The organism is Janthinobacterium silvisoli (assembly GCF_014200725.1).
Lineage (GTDB): Bacteria > Pseudomonadota > Gammaproteobacteria > Burkholderiales > Burkholderiaceae_D > Janthinobacterium.
The window spans coordinates 96,652-118,044 of sequence record NZ_JACHCL010000005.1 but is presented as its reverse complement, the minus strand read 5'-3'; the positions used below and the strand labels follow the sequence as shown (position 1 = coordinate 118,044).

The following is a 21,393-nucleotide window of genomic DNA, read 5'->3' as shown; positions in this document are numbered from 1 at the left end:
GGCGCATGCAAACCAATCTCGCCGATTTCATCAAGCACACGCGCGAAGGCATGGAGGCTGAAGCGATTTTGCGCGCCTGCGTGCATTGCGGTTTTTGCACCGCCACTTGCCCGACCTACCAGTTGCTGGGAGACGAACTTGATGGCCCGCGCGGGCGCATCTACCTGATCAAGCAGGTGCTGGAAGGCGCAGAAGTCACCAGCAAGACGCAGACGCATCTGGACCGCTGCCTGACCTGCCGCAACTGCGAATCGACCTGTCCCTCGGGCGTGCAGTATGGCCGCCTGGTCGATATCGGCCGCAACGTGGTCGAGCAGAGGGTGCAGCGGCCCCTGCGTGAACGGGCGCTGCGTTATGCGCTGGCACAAGCCTTGCCGCGCCGCTGGCTGTTTACGCCCGCCTATAAAGTGGGGCAGGCGCTGCGGCCCTTGCTGTCGAAAGGCTTGCAAGACAAATTGCGCCCCGGTGCGGCGCCGGGGCAATGGCCCACGCGCAGCCATGTCCGCACCATGCTGCTGCTCGATGGCTGCGTGCAGCCTGCCATGTCGCCCAATATCAATGCGGCCACGGCGCGTGTGCTCGATGCGCTGGGCGTGCAATTGATCACCGCGCCCAAGGCTGGCTGCTGCGGCGCGCTGCGCCACCATTTGAACGAGCAGGAAGCGGCGCTGGACGATATGCGCCGCAATATCGACGCCTGGTGGCCGTATGTGGACACTGCCGCGCCGGTGGAAGCTATCGTCATGACGGCGTCCGGCTGTGGCTTGACGGTCAAGGAATATGGCCACTTGCTGGCCCATGATCCGGTCTACGCGGACAAGGCGCGGCGCATTGCGGCGCTGACCCGCGATTTATCCGAAATCATGCCGGCGTTTGAGGCGGAACTGGCGGCGCTGGTGCAGGGGAAGATCACCGGGCGCGTAGCCTATCACCCGCCCTGCACCCTGCAGCATGGCCAGCAAATCCGCGGCAAGGTGGAACAGGTGCTGCGCGCCGTCGGCGTTGATGTGGTGCTGTGCGCTGACAGCCATTTGTGCTGCGGTTCGGCCGGCACGTATTCGATGCTGCAGCCGGTGCTGTCGCAGCAACTGCGCGACAACAAGCTGGCGAACCTGGCGCAATGTGCGCCGGACGTGATCGTGTCGGCCAATATCGGCTGCCTGAACCATCTGCAGTCGGGCACGCAGACGCCCGTGCGGCACTGGATAGAATTGATCGACGCCGCTCTTAAACCGGCGTTTCAGTGAACTGGGCCACGCGCCACTGCGGCGCCGGCACGAAATTGGCCGCCCAATCGAGCACGGCGTCGGCCGGCATCGGGCGGGCGATGCCATAGCCTTGCGCCAGGTCGCAGCCCAGCTGGATCAGGCGCGCGCCGTGTTCGATGCTTTCCACCCCTTCGGCAATCACCGTCAGCGAAAACGAGCGGGCCAGGCCGATCACGGCGCGCACCAGGTGCAGGTCGTCGTGGTCGTTGAGCATATTGCGCACGAAGCTCTGGTCGATCTTGACGATGTTGGCCGGCAGGCGCTTCAGGTAGGACATCGAGGAATAGCCGGTGCCGAAGTCGTCCAGCGCGAAGGTGATACCCAGCGCCTGGCAGGCGCGGATGATGCGGCGCACGTGCTCGATATCGTGCAGGGCGGACGATTCGAGGATTTCCAGTTCCAGCATGCTGGGGCGTACGCCGGGAAATTCGCCGAGGATGGTTTTCAGGCGCGAGACGAAATCGGGCTGCTGGAAGTGGCGCGCCGCGATATTGACGCTGACCACCCAGTGCTGGCCGGCAGCGATCCAGCGCTGCATTTGCCACAGGGCCTGGCGCAGCACCCATTCGCCGATATCGATGATCAGATCGGTTTGCTCCACCAGCGGCAGGAACTGCGCCGGCGCCAGCACGCCGCGGCGCGGATGCTGCCAGCGCAGCAGCGCTTCCATGCCCACCACCGTGCCGGCCCGCATATTCACCTTGGGCTGGTAATACAGACGCAGTTCGCCATTGATCAGGGCATGGCGCACTTCCGTGCGCTGGTTGTGGTGGGTGCGTACTTCCTCGTCCAGGTTGGTGTCGAAGAAGTGGTATTGATTGCGTCCGGTCAGCTTGGCCTGGTAGGCGGCGTGGTCGGCCTGGCGCAGCAAGCTTTCTGCATTGAGTTCCTTGCCCGCGTAGACGGCGATGCCGGCGCTGGCCGTCATGTGCAAGGCTTGCTGGTCGCACTGGTAGGGCCGGCTCAATTCCTGCATCAGCAAGGTGACATTCTGTTCGATCGTGGCGATGCTGGCCTGGCCGCATAGCAGCATGACGAATTCATCGCCGCCCAGGCGCGCCGCATAGTGCACCTGTCCCGTGAAGTCATGCAGGCGCGCCGCCACCTGCTTGAGGATTTCATCGCCTGCTTCGGCGCCATGGCGGTCGTTGATGCTCTGGAAATGGTCGAGATCGAACAGGCACACGGCCAGCAGCCGCTGGCGCTCGCGCGAGATGAACAGTTCCTGCTCGAAGCGGGCCGCCAGCGCAGCCCGGTTAGGCAGTCCGGTCAGCACATCATTGTAGTTTTGCCAGGACATCTTTTGCAGCGCCTTCTGCATGTGCACCGTCTCGTTCAACTGCTCGCCCAGCCGTTTCTGGCTCGCTTGCAGCGAAGACAGCATGTTACCGATATCGCCCGCCATGCTGTTGAACGAGCGCGATACGGCTTGCTCTTCCGGCGTGGCGCCGTCCGCCATGCGGATCGTGAAGTCGCCGCTGCGGAAACGTTCGGTGGCCATGGTCAGCCGCGCCAGCAGCTTGCGATGCGAGGCCAGTATCAGGCTGAGCAAGACAAAGATCAGGGTGATATTGATGGCGCTGATCACGGCCTGGTGGCGCACGCGGTTCCATACCTGCAGCAAGGGCAGGTCGGGTCTGTAATGCACATCGAGGATGGCATCCTGGCCACCGGGCAGTGCCACCGTCAGCCTGCTGTTAATCGCCGTGATGCCCGTCAGGCGCGCGAACCATGCAGGCACGCTGGCGGCAAGCTGTTCCTCGGGCGAGGTGTCGGGCAGCACTTCGGTATGTTCCCCAGCGTTGTCCCAGCGGATAGAAGACAGGTTGTGGTTTAGCGGCAGGGCGCTGCGCAGCACGCGCGGCACGCTACGCAAGTCCGTCTGCACTGCCAGCGGCAGCACCGTATTGGCCAGGTACAGGTCAAGCTGGCGCGCCTCGCTTTGATAGTGCGAAGTGGCCAGCGCCGTTTCCTGATTCAGCAAGGCTTGATAGCGAACCGCCGATACGCTAATGATCAACAGGGAAATGGGAATGAAGAGGCGGGAATAAGACCCCATCCGCATCCATGAAGATAGTATTTTCCCGAAGACTGGCATCGTTATTTTGATCGATATCTGCGAATAATTGTGCAAACATTATCACCGAAAAATTGCCATTTGGAACACAATATTGACGGCAATCCTTAAATAAAATCAAATTTATTGATTTTGCATCATAGTTGTTTAAAATTAATCTAATTGCCCCCTATTCCGCTAGCAATTTTTCGATATCTGCTGCCAATTTTTCCGGTTTGCTGGCGCTGGCATAACGTTCAAAGACGCTGCCATCCCTGCGCACCAGGAATTTGGTGAAATTCCATTTGATGGCCTTGGTGCCCAGGATGCCGGGCGCCGCCTGTTTCAATTGCTGGAACAAGGGATGGGCGTCGCTGCCATTCACATCGATTTTGGCAAACAGGGGAAAGCTGACGCCGAAGTTTTTTTCGCAAAAGGCGCCGATCTCTGCGTTGGCCCCGGGCTCCTGGCCGCCGAATTGATTACAGGGAAAGCCCAGCACCACCAGGCCCTGGTCGTGATAACGGCGGTAGAGCGCTTCGAGCCCCTGGTATTGTGGCGTGTAGCCGCAGGCGCTGGCCGTATTGACGATCAGCAGTACCTGGCCCCGGTATTGTGCCAGGTCGACAGGCTTGCCGTCGAGGCTATCTGCCTGGAAATCATGAATGTTCGTCATCTCAGAGCAGTCCCCACGATGCCTGGCCTTGCGCCGCATTGGACGCAGAGCTGGATTTGCCGTCGAGCTTGATCGCCAGGCGCAGGTCGTTGACAGAATCGGCGTTGCGCAAGGCGTCTTCGTAACTGATCGATCCTGCTTCATGCAGCTCGAACAGGGCCTGGTCAAACGTTTGCATGCCCAGTTCGCGCGATTTCTTCATCAATTCCTTGATGTCATGCACCTGGCCCTTGAAGATCAGCTCGCTCATCAGCGGCGAATTGAGCAGGATTTCCATCGCTACCTTGCGGCCGTTGCCATTGCTCGCTGGAATCAGGCGCTGCGAGATGACTCCCTTCAAATTGAGCGACAAATCCATCAGCAATTGCTGGCGCCGTTCTTCAGGGAAAAAGTTGATGATGCGGTCCAGCGCCTGGTTGGCGTTGTTGGCGTGCAAGGTGGCCAGGCACAGATGGCCTGTCTCGGCAAATGCGATGGCGTGGTCCATGGTGTCGCGGTCGCGGATTTCGCCGATCTGTATCACGTCGGGCGCCTGGCGCAAGGTGTTTTTCAGGGCCGTGGCCCAGTCTTCCGTATCGACGCCCACTTCGCGCTGGGTGACGATGCAATTGCCATGCGGGTGGATGAATTCCACCGGGTCTTCGATGGTGATGATGTGGCCGTGGCTGTGTTCGTTGCGGTGGCCCAGCATGGCGGCCAGCGTGGTCGACTTGCCGCAACCGGTGGCGCCTACCATGATGACCAGCCCTCGTTTGCTCATCACCACGTCTTGCAGGATGGCGGGCAAGCCCAGCGCGTCCAGCTTGGGGATGGCGGTATTGATCGTGCGCAATACCATGCCTGCCTGTCCTATTTGCACGAAAGCCGACACGCGGAAGCGCCCCAGGCCATCCGGGCTGATGGCGAAATTGGCTTCGCGGCTGGTTTCGAAGTCGGCCGCTTGCCGCTCGTTCATGACGGCGCGCACGCAGGCACTGGCCTGGGCAGCAGCTAGCGGTTCGGCAGACAGCGGTGTCAGCTTGCCATCGAGCTTGATGGCGGGCGGAAAGCCGGCTGTGATGAACAGGTCCGAGCCGCCGCGTTCGCGCATCTGTGCCAGCAAGCTATGCATCGTTTGCAAACTATCGTCCATGCGGCTTACCCTGGAAAGTTTTCAGGCGACTTGGCGGCCGTGCGCGCCGTTTCCGCCGAAATCGTGCCGCGCCGCACCAGGTCGGAGAGGCACTGGTCCAGGGTTTGCATGCCCACGCTGCTGCCCGTCTGGATGGCCGAATACATCTGCGCCACTTTGGCTTCGCGGATCAGATTACGCACGGCTGGCGTGGCCAGCATGATTTCATGGGCGGCCACGCGACCCGTGCCATCCTTGGTTTTCAGCAAGTTTTGCGAAATCACCGCCTGCAAGGATTCGGACAGCATGGCCCGCACCATTTCCTTTTCTTCTGCCGGGAACACGTCGATGATGCGGTCGATGGATTTTGCCGCCGACGAGGTATGCAGGGTACCGAACACCAGATGGCCTGTTTCCGCCGCCGTCAGCGCCAGACGGATGGTTTCCAGGTCGCGCAATTCACCCACTAAAATGACGTCCGGATCTTCGCGCAGGGCCGAGCGCAAGGCATTGCTGAACGAGTGCGTGTGCGATCCCACTTCGCGCTGGTTGATCAGGCATTTCTTCGGTTCATGCACAAACTCGATCGGGTCTTCTATCGTCAGGATGTGATGGTTGAGCCGTTCGTTGACATGGTTGACCATTGCCGCCAGGGTGGTCGACTTGCCGGAACCGGTCGGCCCCGTCACCAGCACCAGGCCGCGCGGGCGCATCGCCAGTTCGCCGAAGATGCGCGGACTATTGAGTTCTTCCAGGGTCAGTACTTTCGACGGGATCGTGCGCAGCACGGCCGAGGCGCCCCGTTCCTGGTTGTAGGCATTCACGCGGAAGCGGGCCAGGCCGGGAATCTCGAATGAGAAATCGCATTCGAGCGCTTCTTCATAGGCCTTGCGCTGGCTGTCGTTCATGATGTCATAGATCATGCCGTGCACTTCCTTGTGCTCCAGCGGCGCCACGTTCAGGCGGCGCACATCGCCATTGACCCGTATCATCGGCGGCAAGCCGGCCGACAGATGCAAATCGGATGCCTTGTTCTTGACGGAGAATGCGAGTAGTTCGGAAATGTCCATTTATAATCCCTGTGCCTGCAATATGGGCTGTCGACCTGGCTGATGAAGCTAGCCTCTGCCCGAATCCACTAGAAAATGATTATGTCCACAATCGAACAGAACTTGCAAGCCGTACGCGGCAGTATCGCGCAGGCGGCTGACGAGGCGCAGCGCCCAGCGCAAGACGTCACTCTGCTAGCCGTATCGAAAACCTTTGGTGCCGACGCCGTGCTGCAAGCGGTGCAAGCAGGCCAGACGGCATTTGGCGAAAACTATCTGCAGGAAGCGCTCGACAAGATTGCCGCTGTGAAAGCCAGCTTGCCGCAAACGGTACTGACATGGCATTTTATCGGCCCCATCCAGAGTAATAAAACCCGTCCCATCGCCGAACATTTTGACTGGGTGCATACGGTCGAGCGCGAAAAGATTGCCGTGCGCTTATCCGAACAACGCCCCGATGGCTTGCCAGACTTGAATATCTGTTTGCAAGTCAATATCAGCGGTGAAGCCAGCAAGAGCGGCGTCACACCCGCGGAATTGCCGGCGCTGGCGCGTGCGGTGGCGCAACTGCCGAAACTGCGGCTGCGCGGCTTGATGGCGATACCGGAGCCGGAAACGGATCTGACCCGTCAGCGCGCCGCGTTTGCCCGGCTGCGCGCGCTGTATGAACAGTTGCGCGCAGAAGGCTTGGCGCTCGATACCTTGTCGATGGGCATGTCCGCCGATTTGTCCGCCGCCGTGCTGGAAGGCGCCACCATCGTACGCGTGGGTAGCGCGATCTTTGGTTCCCGAAATTATTCCTGATTTGAAAGAGTAGCCATGACGACAGCATTGAAAATAGCATTTGTGGGCGGCGGCAATATGGCGGCAGCCCTGATCGCGGGCCTGGCCGGCAAGTTGACGGCTGGCGCCAATATCCACGTGATCGACCCGCATGCCCCGGCGCTGGAAAAACTGCAGGCGCAATTCGGCGTCAGCACGGCCAGCAGCGCCGGCGATGCTTTACGTGCCGTCGACGTGATCGTGCTGGCCGTGAAACCGCAAAGCATGAAAGAAGTGACGGCACAATTGCTGCCATTCATTCATGCGGAAAAACAGCCGCTGGTGCTGTCGATCGCGGCCGGCATCCGCGCCACGGACCTGTCGCGCTGGCTAGGTAATTACCCCGCCATCGTGCGCTGCATGCCCAATACCCCCGCCTTGATCGGCATGGGCATCACGGGGCTGGTGGCCAGCAGCGGCGTGACGGCTACGCAAAAAGCCCAGGCCGACGCCATTTTGCAGGCGGTGGGCGCCACCGTCTGGCTCGACGACGAAGCGCAGATCGACCCCGTGACGGCGGTGTCCGGCAGCGGCCCGGCGTATGTGTTTTACTTTATCGAAGCGATGCAGCAAGCGGCCAGCGAACTGGGCTTGACGGCGGAGCAGGGTACGCAGTTGGCGATCGCCACGTTTACCGGCGCAGCGCAGCTGGCGGCGCAGTCGACGGAAGCCGTGTCGCTCTTGCGCGAGCGCGTCACCTCGAAAGGCGGCACCACCTATGCCGCTCTCACCAGCATGGAAGAGAGCGGCGTGAAGGCGGCCATCGTCAAGGCGGTCAAGGCGGCGGCCGAGCGGGGCCGCGAAATGGGCGACGAACTGGGAAAGTAACTCCTCACATCACTTTGACGGCGCGGCCGATATACAGCACCGGCCCCGTCGGCCGGCCCGTCGGCGAACCGGTGGCCGGCTCCAGGGTGATTTCAAACAATTGCTCCGCTTGCAGCGGCGGCAGCTTATCCAGATTCATCTTGACGGTCTGGCCCGGTTGTACCAGGCCCAGCGAGACAGGCGCGCCCCAATCCTTGCCCTTGGTCCAGAACTGCAAGGCTTTTTGCTGCGGCACGGAAGTTGAGCCCAGCGGGATCAGGCTCAGATCGCGGCCGCCCCGGCTACCGGCCTGCACAATCCAGCCGGCCGCCTTGTCTTGCGGCGCCACCAGCACCACCAGATAGCCGGGACCGGTCGTATCCTGCGTTTGCAAGGTCAACGTCACGGCCAGCGCGAGTGCCGCTGTCAGGCCGCCGCCGGCCAGTATCCGCCAGAAAGCCAGATTATTCCACCATGCTTGCCAGCCGCCTGCCTGGCGTACTTTTTCTGGCGTGAACAGGCTGGCGCTGATGCGTGGCCACAACTGGCTTGACGGTTCTTGTGGCGGCGCCAACGCCGTCAAGGGCAGCAGGCGCTGTTCCCAGGCGTCGATAGCCTCGCGCAAGGCGGGTTCGTTTGCTAAACGTTGTGCCACTGCGGTCCGTTCATCCAGTGGCAGGGTGCCCAGTACATATTCGCCGGCCAGGCCTTGCAGATCATCATTGTCAGTCATCCCATGCACTCCCGCAAGGCGGCCAGGCCCCGCTTGACCCAGGCCTTGACGGTGCCTAGCGGCGCTTGCAGGCGTTGCGCAATTTCGCTGTGGGAACAGCCATCGACATAGGCGTACAGGATGGAATGGCGCTTCGATGCTTCAAGATGGCCCAGGCAATCGTGCAGCCTGCCCATCCCGGCTTGCAAGACATAGCTCTCGCCGGGGTCATCATCCTGGCGTTGCTGCAGCAGGGTTTCCACGGTATCCTCGTCGGCCGACATTTCATGGGCGCGGGCACGCATCAGGTTCAATGCCTGGTGCCGCACCACCACATAGATCCAACCCTTGCCGCTGCCGCGCGTAGCGTCGAAACTGCCGGCGCGGCGCCAGATGCTGAGAAAAGCGTCATGCAGCACGTCTTCGGCCAGTGCCCGCTGGCGCACGATGCGCAGAGCCACACCCAGCAGGTAGCGGCTTTCCTGTTGGTATAGCTGATGCAATGCCAGCTGCTCGCCCCGGGCACAGGCGCGCAGGGTGGCGTCGTAATCGAAATTGGCGGCAGGTGTCGGCAAGGTTGGCGCAATCGCTCAGGAGTAGTACGGTTGGTAAATTGAAAATGATTATAGGTCAGAAACACTTTGCCAACCGTTCAGTTCCCACTCCTTATGCTGCTTTCCAAAAAATATAATCAGCTTGATAGGGCACCCATTGTTTGGCGCCCACTGTTTCCGCGCTGCAACTGCTGCCCGGCGCCACGCCGCCGCTGGTGGCCACGCGCTGGATGTAAGTGACGCCCACCATGGCGCCGCTGCCGATGGCCGGATTGGCTTTCACCAGTTGATACGGGATATTGCCGGCGCCGGCCGGTGCGACCGCCACCTGTGTGGCCGTTACTTTGGAGCCATCGAGGCTGGCCCAGGTGGCGGGTGGACCGACATAGGTGCCGACCTGCATGCCGCTGCGGTTGTTCAGGGCCGCGTCCGGTCCCACGAAAGCCCATTCGTGGCCAGCAGCATCTTTTTTCGCCCTGCACTCATAGGCGATCTTGCCGATTCCCACAGTCTGCAATGCCACCTGATGGCCGTCAGGCACTTGTACGGTGGCAGGCAATTGGGCTTGCGAGTAGCGCGCACCCATGGGGGCGCAGGCCGACAGCAGTGCGGCGGTACATAGCAGGGTCAAGGTGGATGGAAGCGTGTGCAGTACGTTGGCGCGTGGTGTCATGGCGGTCTCCTGGCGGTGGTAACGATGTCAGCCCGGTTGGCTGATACCTGTACTACCCGCTAGGAGAACGTTTGGATGCAGTTCAGAAAAAATATTTATGGCGGCGGCCGTTCCACCCGTGGCGGCGTTCTTTTGCCGACGCGTTCCAGCACCGTGCGTATCAATGGCAGGGCGGTGTTGGCGTGTTTCAGCAGCGACGCCCCGGCCAGCAGCACCGGCACGAAGCGGCGCGGCCGCACCAGCAGCAAGCCCACAATGGCGCCGCCTATCATCAGCGGCACCTTGAAGCGGGTGGCCAGGGTATGGCGCAGATTGCCGGCTGTTAGCGGCTCCAGCAATTGGCGGGTTTGCACATCGAGGGCCAGGCGCTGCAGCGCGCATTCGGCCACCAGCGCATCGCGCCGCTCTGCGAGGCTTGCGGCGCTGCTGAGCCGCGCCAATTTGGTGGGATGCGTGGTCATGATGGCTCCGATCCGCGGCGCGTCAAGGCTTGCAAGCCTTCCAGGTCCTTGTTCAGTTCTGCCATGGTGAACGACAGCAATTTGGGCTTGCTGCGGAAACTGGTCCGCACGCCCAGCAAGGTGGCGATGGCGGCAATGATGAAGACGGCGGCCGTCAGGCCGATGGCGGCGATACGGTGGGTATCCCAGAACAGCACGATGACCATAAAGATCAGCAATACCAGGCCGACAAACAGGCACAGTAGTGCCAGCATGGCCAGCGCCAGATAGGTAAGAAAGCGCAGCGACTCTTCTTCTACTTCCACCGCCGCCAAAGCCAGACGGGTCTGGACAATGGCGGCGATGGTGGCTGCGACTTGCGCGACATGATGAGCGATTGCCATGGGCTGCCTTTCGCGTCAGGATGAATCAGGCCAGTCGAGATGGCGGCCAGGCCGCCTGTGTATGCGTTGTTAGCGGCGTGACGACAGCAGCAAGCCGAACAGCACGCCGACCACGGCGCCCGCACCGACTGCTTTCCAGGGATTGTCTTGCACGTAGTCGTCGGTGGCCTTGGCTGCTTTCTTGGTGTGGTGCACCAGGTCTTCTTCCAGTTTGCGCAAGTCGCGCTTGGCCGTTTCCACGGTGGCCAGGAATTTTTCCTTGACGGCCTTGATATTTTCGCCCGTCTGCCCGGTAGCGCCGTCCAGCCAGCCTTCGGCTTCGTCGATGACGTCTTTCAGGTCGCCGATCAGTTTGTCGCGTGCCTTGTCGGCATCGGCCAGGACTTTTTCGCTATTGGATTTGCCGGTATGTGTTGAGCTCATGTATTACCTCATGGAAGTGAAACTGCACAATGAAATACCAGTGTAGGCAGCAGCGGCGACGCTGTCTTGCGCCGTCTCAACGGGAACCTAGGCCACCGTCGAAACGGGCTGTCAGCCAGCTTGGATGGCTAGCGGAAAGCAAAATCGAGGACTACGCCCGCAAATACTGCTGCTCCTAGCCAGTTATTATGCCGGAATGCTGCAAAACACGGCATACGCTCGCGTGCGCGTATCAAGGTGTAGTGGTAAACGGCGCAACCGGCAGCGACCAGCAAGCCTGCCACGAACCATCCGCGCAAGCCCAGATACCAGCCGCAGGCAAGCCACAGCAGCAGGAAAGCAGCGTAGCAAAACATGATGATGGCCACGTCATAGCGGCCAAAGGTGATGGCTGAGGTCTTGATGCCGATCTTCAAGTCGTCATCGCGGTCGACCATCGCGTATTCCGTATCGTAGGCTACGGCCCAGAACACATTACCCAACAGCAGCAGCCAGGCAACCACGGGTACGGCGCCCGTGATGGCGGCAAAGCCCATCGGGATGCCGAAGCCGAAGGCGATGCCCAGGTAGGCTTGCGGGATGGCAAAGAAGCGCTTGAAGTAAGGGTAGGTGGCGGCGATGATGACGGCGGCCACCGACAATTGCTTGGTCAGCGTATTGAGGGGTAGTACCAGGCAAAAGGCCAGCAGGGTCAGCACGCCGGCCACCGCCAGCGCTTCCTTGCCGCTGATGCGTCCGCTGGTAATCGGGCGCTCGGCCGTGCGCTTGACGAATTTGTCGATATCCTGGTCCGCATAGTCATTGATGGCGCAGCCTGCTGAACGCATCAGGAAGGTGCCGAGGGTAAAGATCAGGATCAGACGCCAGTCCGGCAGACCTTGCTGCGCCAGCCACAGCGCGCACAGGGTAGGCCACAGCAGCAACACGGTACCGATCGGCTTGTCGAGCCGGATCAGGCGGAAATACAGCGCCAGCTTATTCATGGGTAACTCAATCTTGTTGAAGAGAAACGCCGATTATCGCAAATAGTATGGCGCTGCAGGAGGTACGGCTAGATTTTTACGCTTCCAGGCAAATCGTATCGACGCCAGGCAGGTTGCAGCTGGCAATCGCCGCGCACAGGGCGTCGATGGCCGCCTTGCGGGTAAAGCTCTTGCGCCACAGCATCACCACTCTGCGCGATGGCGCCGGTTCTTCGAACGGGCGGTAAGCCAGCATGCCGTCGGCGGCATCCATATCGGGCACGGAGGCGCGCGGCAGCACGGTCAGGCCGATGCCGCTGGCCACCATGTGGCGGATGGTTTCCAGCGACGAGCCTTCGAAGGTGCGCTGCATGCCGTTGCCGGGTGAGGAAAAACGCGCCATTTCCGGGCACACTTCCAGCACCTGGTCGCGGAAGCAGTGGCCATTGCCCAGCAGCAGCATGGTTTCCGACTTCAAATCCTGGGCGGCGATCTGTTTGCGCGCCGCCCACGGATGGTGGCGCGGCATGGCGACCACGAACGGTTCATCGTACAAAGTCTGCATGGCCATGCCGTGTTCGGGCAGTGGCAAGGCCATAATGGCTACATCCAGTTCGCCCTGGCGCAGCAGTTCCAGCAGGCGCACCGTGAAATTTTCTTGCAGGATCAACGGCATTTGCGGCACTTGCTCGATCATCGCCTTGACCAGCGGCGGCAGCAGATACGGGCCGATGGTATAGATCACACCCAGGCGCAAGGGGCCTGCCAGCGGATCCTTGTTTTGTTTTGCCAGTTCTTTGATGGCGGCCGTCTGTTCCAGTACACGTTCGGCCTGGGCAATGATTTGCGCGCCCAAGGGCGTCACGGAAATTTCGGCGCCGCCCCGTTCGAACAGCACCACGCCCAATTCGTCTTCGAGTTTCTTGATAGCCACTGACAAAGTAGGTTGGGCAACGAAGCAGGCTTCGGCGGCGTGGCCAAAGTGTTTCGCTCGCGCGACTGCAACGATATATTTCAGTTCAGTCAGTGTCATAAGGAGATTGAAACACAGGATGTACTTACTTGCAATTACTTGCAATAAATGTAAGGTGGCCAATACTGCCGAAAGCGCCAAACTGTGGCGCGGATGGCGTATTGTAGCGGATCGGCCCCTATAATGCGGGCAGGGTCACGGTGGAGGCGTTCATGGAACTGAGTCTGCAGGCATTGGAAGCGGCAATCAATTACTGGCGGGAGCGGCAACCGGCACGCGGCAACGAATATGCGCTGTCGCCGCCCGTCAGCCGGCTGGCCACCGTATATGCGCTGATGATTTACCGTCACCAGACTAGCATCGAACAAGATAGCCTGGATCCGGCCGTCCTGGCGCTGATCCACGACCTGCACTGAAACCCATACTGAATTAAAAGAGACTATCTTTATGCCTGATTTTGAAAACAAGATTTGCAGCCGCGACACATTAAAAGAGCGCGCCGCTGCCCTGCCGAAACCGGTGGTTGTCACCAACGGCGTGTTCGATATTTTGCACCGCGGCCACGTAACTTATCTGGCGCAGGCGCGCGCGCTGGGCGCATCGCTGGTGGTTGCCATCAATACCGATGCTTCCGTCAAACGCCTGGGCAAGGGCGATGACCGCCCTTTGAACAGCTGCGAAGACCGCCTGGCCGTGCTGGCCGCTTTGGCATCGGTCAGCCTGGTAGTGCCGTTCTCGGAAGACAGCGCGCTGGAAGTGGTGCAGGAAATCACCCCTGAAATCTATGTCAAGGGCGGCGACTACGACATGACGGCGATTCCGGAAGGCAAAGCCGTGCTGGCGTATGGCGGGCAAGCCGTGGCCATCGATTTCAAGCACGACCGCTCGACCACCAAACTGCTGAGCAAGGTGCGCGAGAAATAGCAGGCGAGAAATAGCAGATAAGTAGCTCAACAAGCGCGAGATCAAGGCTGACGTCTTGCGCGCGCACAAAGATATGCTTATTTGTTATGTTTATAATATCAAAGAATGTTCGTTTGGCAGCGCATCAGTATCAGCTGAGACGTGGTCAATGTTTCCACAAGGATAAAAAAGCGTTACTATGATCACCATGCCACGGCTGAGTGAAAATCAGCCGCAGCGCGTAGTACCGCCTTTATTTGTTCCCTGTGTCATACGCCACGTCCCATGGCGGTCATCGTTTGCGACAGAAGAAATCAATGGATCATAAAACCACGGGAGAATGGCTGCTGCAGTCGGGCGTCTGGATAGCCGATGAAGCACAGACCGGCTTGCAATTGAAGCGTAGCGCCTTGGGCCATGCGGTATCGCCGCGCCTGAACGCGGACGATATCGGCCAGTTGATGCGTACGCATCTCCTGCCTGACGATGCCGACGTGCATTTTCCACCCGAATTCCAGTTTAGTCCGTTTACCGGCATCAGTTTGAAGACGCCGATCCAGAGCGGCCAGGCCAGCGCCTGGGTGCCGCCGTTTGGCGCGCGGCCCATCAATAGCAACGTGGTGCCGGGCGCCATCGGCCTGCGCCAGACGGGCCAGGCGCTGAAGCTGGCACGCGGTGCCGCACGAGATGGGTCTGCCGACGCCGGCGCGAATGCCGATCCCGATGTCAGCATGCCCACGCCACCGCCTGGCGAATATGCGTTTTTCTCGGCCCGCTTCGGCACCACCGGCGCTGCCTTGCTGGCGCTGGATGCGCGCAAGGGCGCGCTGTACGGCTGGCTGCCAGGATCGAAGCACTGGCTGGCGCTCGAATCGTCTCAGGGCGGCTTGCTGTCCGAATGCCTGCTGGGCGAGATGGCCTGGCGCGCCGAGATGGCCAGTGGCTATAACAGCCGTCTGTATGTGCCCAGTGGCCATGGCCTGGCGTGCATCACCGCCGATTTTCCCTCGCTCAGTTACCAGGTCGAGCATCTGGGCGACGCGCCATCGGCAGCCGCTCCGATCTGGTTCCAGAACCGCCTGTGGGCGCCGCTGCAAGGCGACGATGGGGTGATCCGTTTCCTTAACCTCGATGTGCAAAACACGCTTGGCGCCGAAGTGGTGCTCGATGGCGCCGTTGCGCTGGGCAAGGTCAGCGCACCTGTCGCCTATGGCCGCAGCGTGATCTGGCCGTGCGAACATGGCCAGTTGCGCCTGCAGCAGCGTCAGGATGGCAGCATGGTGGCGAATTGGACGCCATGGCCGGCCGGCTTGCTGCCGCAGTTTGATTTTGGTTGCCCGTATCTGTCGCGCGACGGCGACCTGTGGCAGCTGTGTTTTGACAGCGGTGCCGACCGCTATGGCTATCTGAAACTGGGGACGGTGGGCGAATTCGCCGTGGCGATGGAGCCGCGCCTTTGCTCGGGCAGCTTTAATTACCGTTTTTCCAGAAAGCTCAAGCATGCGCCATGGCAAGAACCGGAGCAGGGCGATGATGGCGGCAGCAGCCGGTCGGTGATGCCGCTGCTGGAGGCGGGCGATAGCGTGCTGGGCGTACGCTTCGACACGCGCGTCAGCCTCGACAGCGTGCTGCGTTCGAAAGAGCGCATGTATGCCACCCTGGTGCAGGATGACGACGCGCAAATCCTGGCTTTCCACACCTTTTCGGTCGATGAGCCCTGGCGTATGCGCTTGTTCACGCACCAGGGCACCTTGTGGGCGTATCACCCGTCGCTGGGCCGCATCGATGGCTGGAAATTGCAGGCATGATGGTCTCCCTGCGCCTGTCCCGTCTGTTGCGCTCTGCCGTTGCCATGGCAGCTTTCGCGCTGGCCTTGCCGCTGCACGCGGCAGGCATCCAGCAAGCGTTTTTGGTGCAAAACTCGGGCTGGATGGAACCGTTTTATACGGACCCGCAATCGCAATTGAAAGCGCTGGTGGGCGCCGTGGCGCAGGCGGCCAGCACGCCCGACGATCCATTGTTCCTGCTGGCCTTTAGCCAGAGCAATGGCGGCAATGTCTCGCCATTGCTGCTGGGACAAGGCCGTGGCGCATCCGCCATCGCGGGCCAGCTGGCGCCGCTGGGCCTGGCGCGCAAGGGCAGCGGCCAGGCGCTGGCGGACACCGATTTCCAGGAAGCCGTGACGAAAACCATCACCGGCCCGTTCCGTTCGGCGTCCGGCATCGTGTGGATCTTTACGAACAACAAGAACAGCCCGAACAACGATAGCCAGACGGCCGAGCGCAACCGCGACTTTTACCGTTTGCTGCATCTGGAACCGTCGATCACCAAGACCCTGGTGTATGCCTTGCGCATGCCGGTGCAGGGCAAACTTTATAGCGCCAAGGGCTTGATGGTGTATGCGCTGGCGTATGGCCAGCCGGCCGCCGAAGCGCTCAACCGCATCCAGGCAGAAGGCCGCTTGTCGCAAGTGCTCACGCGCGCGCCGGCCCGCTTGAAACCGGTCGACCAGGACGCCGTGCGCATCGTGCCCCAATCGGTGCAGAACAGCGCCAATGTACACGCCAGCCTGGGCCGTGACGGGCGCACCATCGTGCTCGATGTGGACGCCGAGAAACTGGTGCCCAAGGTGGTCTTGCAGGCCTCCCTGCAAAACATGTTTTTCCCGTATGTGATCGAACACGCCACCGTGCAAGCGACCCTGGCGGGACAGGCCGCGCCGCTGCAGGTGAGCCCTGGCGAGATCAGCGGCTTGTTGCCGGGTGCCAGCCAGCAGGTGGAAGTGCGGTTTGACTTGCCGATGGCACAGATTCCTTCGCCCTGGTCGACCCAGGCACTGGCCGCGATGGGCAAGCAGGTGCTGTTGCCGATGACGGCCACGGTGGGGCTGGCGGACCAAAAACTTGCCCTGTCGCCCGAATTTTCACAGCAATTGCAGGACTTGTTCCCCGGCGACCCGATTTCGGAAGTGTTTACGCCGCCCGACAGCGTGCGCGCCTCGCAAGCCACGGTGCCGTTGCTGGTGCGCATCCAGTATCCGCTGCTGCCGGTGTTGCTGATCACCGGTGCAATTTTGCTGCTGTTGCTGGCTTTCGTGCTGTTCGGCCTCTTGTCGACCAGCAGCAAGCGCTATCGGATCGTGGTCAATGGCCTGCCGCGCCAGGTTTTGCTGAAACCATACAAGAGTCTCGTCATCAAAGATGATGGCGGGCGCGAGATCGGCACCATCCGGCGTGGCCTGGGCAAGCCCGTGATCGTGCGCGTTGCCGATGGCCAGACGCTGGCGCTGGGTTAAGCCCGCATCTATTTTTTACCCCTGATTACACCACCCTTATTTTTCGAGGCAGACGATGGCACAAGAGACTCCCAAAGACAATGCAGGCTTTACCTTGCCGGCGCCTGCCAGCACGCCTGCCGATGCCAGCGCCAGCGCGCCCGTCACGCCTGCCACCACGGCCAGCGTCGATGCGCCTGCTACGCTGGACCCGGCCAGCGCCACCGATACCTCGGCGCGCGATACCCTGATCGGCGGCGCCGTGCTGCTGGTGCTGTTCATCGCCTTTTTCTTTGCCAAAAATGCGTATGCGAATGGCCTGGTGGCCAAGCGCTTGCCGCCCAACAAGGCCAATGCTTCGGGCTGGTGGCTGTTTATTTTCCTGGCCAGCCTGGCGACGGCCGTCGTGCTGGCTGCCGTGAATGCGCATAAATTCCTCGCGCCATTGTTCATGGGACCGCTGCTGCTGGTGGGCCTGGTGGCGCTGGTGCTGACGTTTACTTCCAGCCGTAACTAATTAAGTGAGCCGATAGGACACATCATGTCAGACACCTTGAACCAGACCGTCGGCGCGCAGGGCGAGCGCAAGCAGGACAAGATCATCGATTTGCGCCCCACGCTGTTCATCGGCGTGGGCGGTACCGGCATGCAAGTGCTGATGCGCGTGCGCCGGCGCATCCTCAACACCCTGTGGGGCAATGCCGGCCACCGCACGCGCGTCGAGAACCTGACCGAGTTTCCCGTGGCACAGTTCATCCATTTTGACCTCGACAATGGTGCAGTGGTGGAAAGCGGCGAATCGCAGGCGCAGGATTTGCAGTTCGATTTGCTGAAATTTACCGACGATGAAAAAGTGGTCGGTTCGTTTGATGCCGATAAATATAGCCGCAATGACGATTCGCTGGAACGTTATCCGCATATCAAGGAATGGCTGCCGCTGACGCCGCAGAAAATCCGCGACCTGAATTTCGACATGCAATCGGGCGCGGGCCAGGTGCGCGCCGTCTCGCGTTTGTATTTCTTCGACAAATACAGCAAGGTGCGCGACAAGATCCGTTTGAAACTGAAAACCCTGAAAGCCGGTTTGTCGCACGAGCGCCAGCTCAGTGAACTGGGCCTGCGCATGGAAGCGGGCCGTTTCCGCATCGTGGTGGTCGGCTCGGTAGCTGGCGGCACCGGTTCCGGTTCCTTCCTCGACATGGGTTACCTGGCGCGCTGGATCGCCGAGAATGAAGTCGATCAAGCCGACGTGGAGCTGATGCTGTTCCTGCCCAGCGGCTTTAGCAAGAACAACAAGGACAGGACCGAGGGCAATGCCTATGCGGCGCTGATGGAGCTGGAATCGGCGATGATGGGCAACAAGAATTATCTGAGCCGCTGGGATGAATATGACCGCCCGGAACTGGCGCGCGTGCCGTATAACGAAGTGTTCCTGGTCGATTCGGGCAATCTGGCCCAGCAGCACACGGACAGCGTCGATGACATCTATCACATGGTGGCCGATTCCCTGTTCGAAGACTTTGCCTCGGCCGATTTTGCCCGCGCCAAGCGTTCTATCGCCGTCAACCAGGCGCAGCACAAGAATTCCATGTACAAGGCGCCGGTGCCGCAAAACCGCTTCGGCGACATGCGCCTGTATTTTTCCCGGCGTTTTTCCTCGTTCGGCATGGCCGTACTCGATACGCGCCAGGAAGCGGCGCGCGACGAACGGGCCCACCGCTGGGCCGGGGCCATGCTGAAAGCCTTCTTTGGCGTCGGTGGTGTGGACGCTGGCGTGAACCGCGCCAATGACGATCAGCGCAATGCCTTTTTGGCTGCCCACATGGGCATGCGTCCCACGCCATTCAACGATTTCCCCGTATTTTCCGACAAAAGCATCGAACTGAAACGTTCCAACGGCGCTTTCGAGGATTTCCAGATCGTCGATGATTTGCTGGCCGAGCGCCAGGGCAGCTTGCTCAGTGGCGTGGAAGACCGGGTCAACCGCCGCATCGAAGATATCCGTACGGGCTATGACCGCAAGGAGTGGCCGACGCAAGTGCGCGACGCCATGCGCCAGCTCGAGCGCGACGCCGTGCGCGACCAGGATTCCACGGCCGACACGACGGAAGACCGCATCGCCAAGCGGCGCCAGGAATTGTTCGAGAACATCAAGAAAGTGGTGCGCGACCAGTTGTATGGCTATCTGGATAACAAGCAATTCGGCGGCCTGGAGTATGTGCTGTCGCTGGTGGAACAGATCAAGGACCGCATCGAAGCGCCAGGCAGCGGCTTGATTGTCCAGATCGATACCAATGCCGAGCGTTATCGCGAAATCAAGGAAGCCGTGCGCACGCGCGAATACGAACGTTTGCTGAATAACCTGGAGCAGACGCGTGGCGGCTTCTTCGGCAGCGGCGAAAAACAGGCCGGCGTGGTGATGGACCATCTGCGCACGGAAATGGCCAATGCGCTCAAATTCCATTTGCGGGGCCGGGCTGCCGAAGAGGCCGTGCTGCTGCTGCGCGATGTGTCGCGCTGGCTGGGCAACCGCACCGGTGTCGATGCCCAGGGCCGCGCCGTGTGGAATGGCCTGGTGGGCGAATTGCAGCTTGGTCGCGCTGGCGTGCTCGACATGCTGGACCAATTGCAGACGGCCAATGTGATCGTGCAAAAGGATTTAAAGAAAGACCATGCCACCGCCATCCTGGTGCCCGTCACCGTGCGCGACATCGCCATGCCGGCCCCGGCCACCTTGCGCGAGTGGGCTGACGAAGCGTTCCAGGACATCGGCGGCTCGAAAACCCTGTTCCCCATGCTGGGCGAACCGGCCCAGCGCACGGAGATATTGAACAAGGTCAAGCGCATGGCGGAAAACCGCCTGGCCAGCATGGGCATCAATGATGGCGGCGCTGCCCAGCTTGACCCCTTGTTTGACGCGCTGGAACAGATGGAGCCAGGCCGGCGCCAGGATTATTTCCGTAAATTGCTGGCCTGCGCCATGCCATGGATCGACGCCAATATGGTCGGCGAATTCACGGTCGTGGCAGACCAGTACAAATGCGTGATCGGCGTGGCGGGCGCGCAAGCGTTCAAGGCCAAGTTTGGCGCTGAAATTTATGCCTGTGTGCAAACCCAGGCCGGCATCACCAGCAGCCAGGTGGAAATCGTGGAAACCGGTATCCAGGGCCGCGCCGTCGCTTATTGCGAACTGGCTGGCGTGCCAATGACGGTGCTGCGCGGCCTGGAAGGCTGGCGCACCAGTTATCGCAAGGAAAGCGATAACGACAAGGCGCCTATCCACACGCATATCGACTCGACCCAGTTCAATCACCCGATTGCGCCAAGCACGGATGAGATTCGGCGTCTGGCCGAAGACTTCAGTTTGTTCCTGAAAGCCATCATGCTGGGCGTGCTGACGCGCCATAACGGCCGGGTGGTGCCGCTGGGGCAATATTTGTTTGCCATGGGGCGCGGCGACATGCGACGCATCGGCAATGAGCGTTCGATACGCCAGAACGGTTTGCTGTCCGTCTTCCGTGGCTTGATCGAAGAGCGCGTGGCGGCCCGCCTGGCCGAATTCGACGACGTGCAGACGGTGGCCTTGTCTGCGCTGGCCAGTTATTACGCCAGCAATGTCTATACGCCGCGCCTGGTCGACATGACGGGGGGCGGACAGCTTGACAACAAAGGTTTCGGCAATGCCATCGCCAATGAAATCGCTGGCGACTTGCGTGAAAGCGCGCGCCGCAAGGGTATGACGGATAGCGAAATCAAGCGACTGGAAGAAAAGCTGCTGGATAACTTGAAGTTGTGGGCCAATGTGATTGCCGATTCCGATGCCGACGCGCATGAATGGGAAGTGCGCGAAGCCGATGAAGATGGCTTGCCGCGCCTGAAGTACGCACTCAAGCCGGAAGTGCTGGAAGCGGGAACCTTGCAAGCGCTGTTTGCACCGGCCCCGGTCGCTGCCCCTGCACCGCTGTTTGCTGCACCGTCCCTGAACAGCGCTCCGCCACCGCTGTTTTCGCCACCTCCGCTGGTGGAATACCAGTATTTCCTCGGTGTCGATGGCAAGCAGCAGGGCCCATTTACGGCCCAGCATATCGTGCAGTTTGTGCGCGCCGGGCAAATCGTGCCGGCCACCACCAAGGTCTGGCGTGAAGGTTTGCCGGCTTGGGTGGACTTGGCGCAGTTCCCGGAATTGGCGGCTTTGCTGTTCAGTGCGCCGCCGCCCTTGATGACGCCGCCGCCGTTGCTTTGAATGAAGGAAGTGTTGTGATCAAGTGTGTCAAGTGTCAAGAGAC

Annotated in this window: 21 protein-coding genes; 9 read left to right on the top strand and 12 right to left on the bottom strand. The window is 60.7% G+C overall.

Annotation, left to right across the window (positions count from 1 at the left end):
* Positions 1–5 precede the first annotated feature (5 nt).
* Positions 6–1,247: a glycolate oxidase subunit GlcF gene (glcF, locus tag HDE75_RS20960; RefSeq protein WP_183680109.1), complete on the top strand. Its 1,242-nt coding sequence runs from the start codon at positions 6–8 to the stop codon at positions 1,245–1,247.
* Here glcF and HDE75_RS20955 read toward each other — a convergent pair.
* From HDE75_RS20955 to HDE75_RS20940, 4 genes are all read right to left on the bottom strand, one after another.
* Positions 1,228–3,327 carry a putative bifunctional diguanylate cyclase/phosphodiesterase gene (locus HDE75_RS20955; RefSeq protein ID WP_183680107.1) on the bottom strand — a complete coding sequence of 700 codons (2,100 nt, stop codon included), beginning with the start codon at positions 3,325–3,327 and terminating at the stop codon, positions 1,228–1,230. The genes glcF and HDE75_RS20955 overlap by 20 nt on opposite strands.
* Positions 3,328–3,514: 187 nt before the next feature.
* Positions 3,515–4,000 carry a glutathione peroxidase gene (locus tag HDE75_RS20950; RefSeq protein ID WP_183680105.1) on the bottom strand — a complete coding sequence of 162 codons (486 nt, stop codon included), beginning with the start codon at positions 3,998–4,000 and terminating at the stop codon, positions 3,515–3,517.
* A gap of 1 nt (position 4,001) precedes the next feature.
* Positions 4,002–5,132 (bottom strand): PilT/PilU family type 4a pilus ATPase, encoded by a 1,131-nt coding sequence (locus tag HDE75_RS20945; protein WP_183680103.1) that lies wholly within the window; start codon positions 5,130–5,132, stop codon positions 4,002–4,004.
* Between the two features lie 5 nt (positions 5,133–5,137).
* Positions 5,138–6,181 (bottom strand): type IV pilus twitching motility protein PilT, encoded by a 1,044-nt coding sequence (locus HDE75_RS20940; RefSeq protein WP_183680101.1) that lies wholly within the window; start codon positions 6,179–6,181, stop codon positions 5,138–5,140.
* Positions 6,182–6,262: 81 nt separating this feature from the next.
* Between HDE75_RS20940 and HDE75_RS20935 the strand changes: the two genes are divergently transcribed.
* Both HDE75_RS20935 and proC read left to right on the top strand, forming a co-directional pair.
* Complete coding sequence (locus tag HDE75_RS20935; protein ID WP_183680099.1) at positions 6,263–6,964, top strand: YggS family pyridoxal phosphate-dependent enzyme; 702 nt, start codon at positions 6,263–6,265, stop codon at positions 6,962–6,964.
* 15 nt (positions 6,965–6,979) lie between these two features.
* A complete protein-coding gene (proC, locus tag HDE75_RS20930; protein WP_183680097.1) occupies positions 6,980–7,810 on the top strand; it encodes a pyrroline-5-carboxylate reductase in 831 nt (276 codons plus the stop codon).
* Between the two features lie 4 nt (positions 7,811–7,814).
* Here proC and HDE75_RS20925 read toward each other — a convergent pair whose 3' ends face one another.
* The 8 genes from HDE75_RS20925 to HDE75_RS20890 form a co-directional block, all read right to left on the bottom strand.
* Positions 7,815–8,522: an anti-sigma factor gene (locus HDE75_RS20925; protein WP_183680095.1), complete on the bottom strand. Its 708-nt coding sequence runs from the start codon at positions 8,520–8,522 to the stop codon at positions 7,815–7,817.
* A complete protein-coding gene (locus tag HDE75_RS20920) occupies positions 8,519–9,076 on the bottom strand; it encodes a sigma-70 family RNA polymerase sigma factor (RefSeq protein ID WP_183680093.1) in 558 nt (185 codons plus the stop codon). Before HDE75_RS20920 ends, HDE75_RS20925 begins: the two co-directional genes overlap by 4 nt.
* 91 nt (positions 9,077–9,167) lie before the next feature.
* Complete coding sequence (locus tag HDE75_RS20915) at positions 9,168–9,728, bottom strand: DUF3455 domain-containing protein (protein WP_183680091.1); 561 nt, start codon at positions 9,726–9,728, stop codon at positions 9,168–9,170.
* A 95-nt stretch (positions 9,729–9,823) separates the two neighbouring features.
* Positions 9,824–10,189 carry a hypothetical protein gene (locus HDE75_RS20910; protein ID WP_183680089.1) on the bottom strand — a complete coding sequence of 122 codons (366 nt, stop codon included), beginning with the start codon at positions 10,187–10,189 and terminating at the stop codon, positions 9,824–9,826.
* Positions 10,186–10,572 carry a phage holin family protein gene (locus HDE75_RS20905; protein ID WP_183680087.1) on the bottom strand — a complete coding sequence of 129 codons (387 nt, stop codon included), beginning with the start codon at positions 10,570–10,572 and terminating at the stop codon, positions 10,186–10,188. The genes HDE75_RS20910 and HDE75_RS20905 overlap by 4 nt, the downstream gene beginning before the upstream one ends.
* A 69-nt stretch (positions 10,573–10,641) precedes the next feature.
* A complete protein-coding gene (locus tag HDE75_RS20900; protein WP_183680085.1) occupies positions 10,642–10,995 on the bottom strand; it encodes an ElaB/YgaM/YqjD family protein in 354 nt (117 codons plus the stop codon).
* A 128-nt stretch (positions 10,996–11,123) separates the two neighbouring features.
* Positions 11,124–11,978 carry a 4-hydroxybenzoate octaprenyltransferase gene (ubiA, locus tag HDE75_RS20895; RefSeq protein WP_183680083.1) on the bottom strand — a complete coding sequence of 285 codons (855 nt, stop codon included), beginning with the start codon at positions 11,976–11,978 and terminating at the stop codon, positions 11,124–11,126.
* Positions 11,979–12,054: 76 nt separating this feature from the next.
* Entirely contained in the window at positions 12,055–12,990 is a 936-nt protein-coding gene (locus HDE75_RS20890) for a hydrogen peroxide-inducible genes activator (RefSeq protein WP_183680081.1), read from the bottom strand.
* 152 nt (positions 12,991–13,142) lie between these two features.
* Between HDE75_RS20890 and HDE75_RS20885 the strand changes: the two genes are divergently transcribed.
* The 6 genes from HDE75_RS20885 to HDE75_RS20860 all read left to right on the top strand — a co-directional run bounded on the left by HDE75_RS20885 (position 13,143) and on the right by HDE75_RS20860 (position 21,350).
* A complete protein-coding gene (locus tag HDE75_RS20885; protein WP_183680079.1) occupies positions 13,143–13,346 on the top strand; it encodes a DUF3717 domain-containing protein in 204 nt (67 codons plus the stop codon).
* Between the two features lie 31 nt (positions 13,347–13,377).
* Positions 13,378–13,854, top strand: coding sequence for a D-glycero-beta-D-manno-heptose 1-phosphate adenylyltransferase (gene rfaE2 / locus HDE75_RS20880; protein ID WP_183680077.1), 477 nt, complete (start codon positions 13,378–13,380; stop codon positions 13,852–13,854).
* A gap of 296 nt (positions 13,855–14,150) precedes the next feature.
* Positions 14,151–15,641: a hypothetical protein gene (locus HDE75_RS20875; RefSeq protein ID WP_183680075.1), complete on the top strand. Its 1,491-nt coding sequence runs from the start codon at positions 14,151–14,153 to the stop codon at positions 15,639–15,641.
* Positions 15,638–17,128, top strand: coding sequence for a hypothetical protein (locus HDE75_RS20870; RefSeq protein WP_260174243.1), 1,491 nt, complete (start codon positions 15,638–15,640; stop codon positions 17,126–17,128). The genes HDE75_RS20875 and HDE75_RS20870 overlap by 4 nt, the downstream gene beginning before the upstream one ends.
* Before the next feature lie 55 nt (positions 17,129–17,183).
* Entirely contained in the window at positions 17,184–17,624 is a 441-nt protein-coding gene (locus HDE75_RS20865; protein WP_183680073.1) for a hypothetical protein, read from the top strand.
* Positions 17,625–17,648: 24 nt separating this feature from the next.
* Positions 17,649–21,350 carry a tubulin-like doman-containing protein gene (locus HDE75_RS20860; RefSeq protein ID WP_183680071.1) on the top strand — a complete coding sequence of 1,234 codons (3,702 nt, stop codon included), beginning with the start codon at positions 17,649–17,651 and terminating at the stop codon, positions 21,348–21,350.
* The last annotated feature ends 43 nt before the right edge of the window (positions 21,351–21,393 follow it).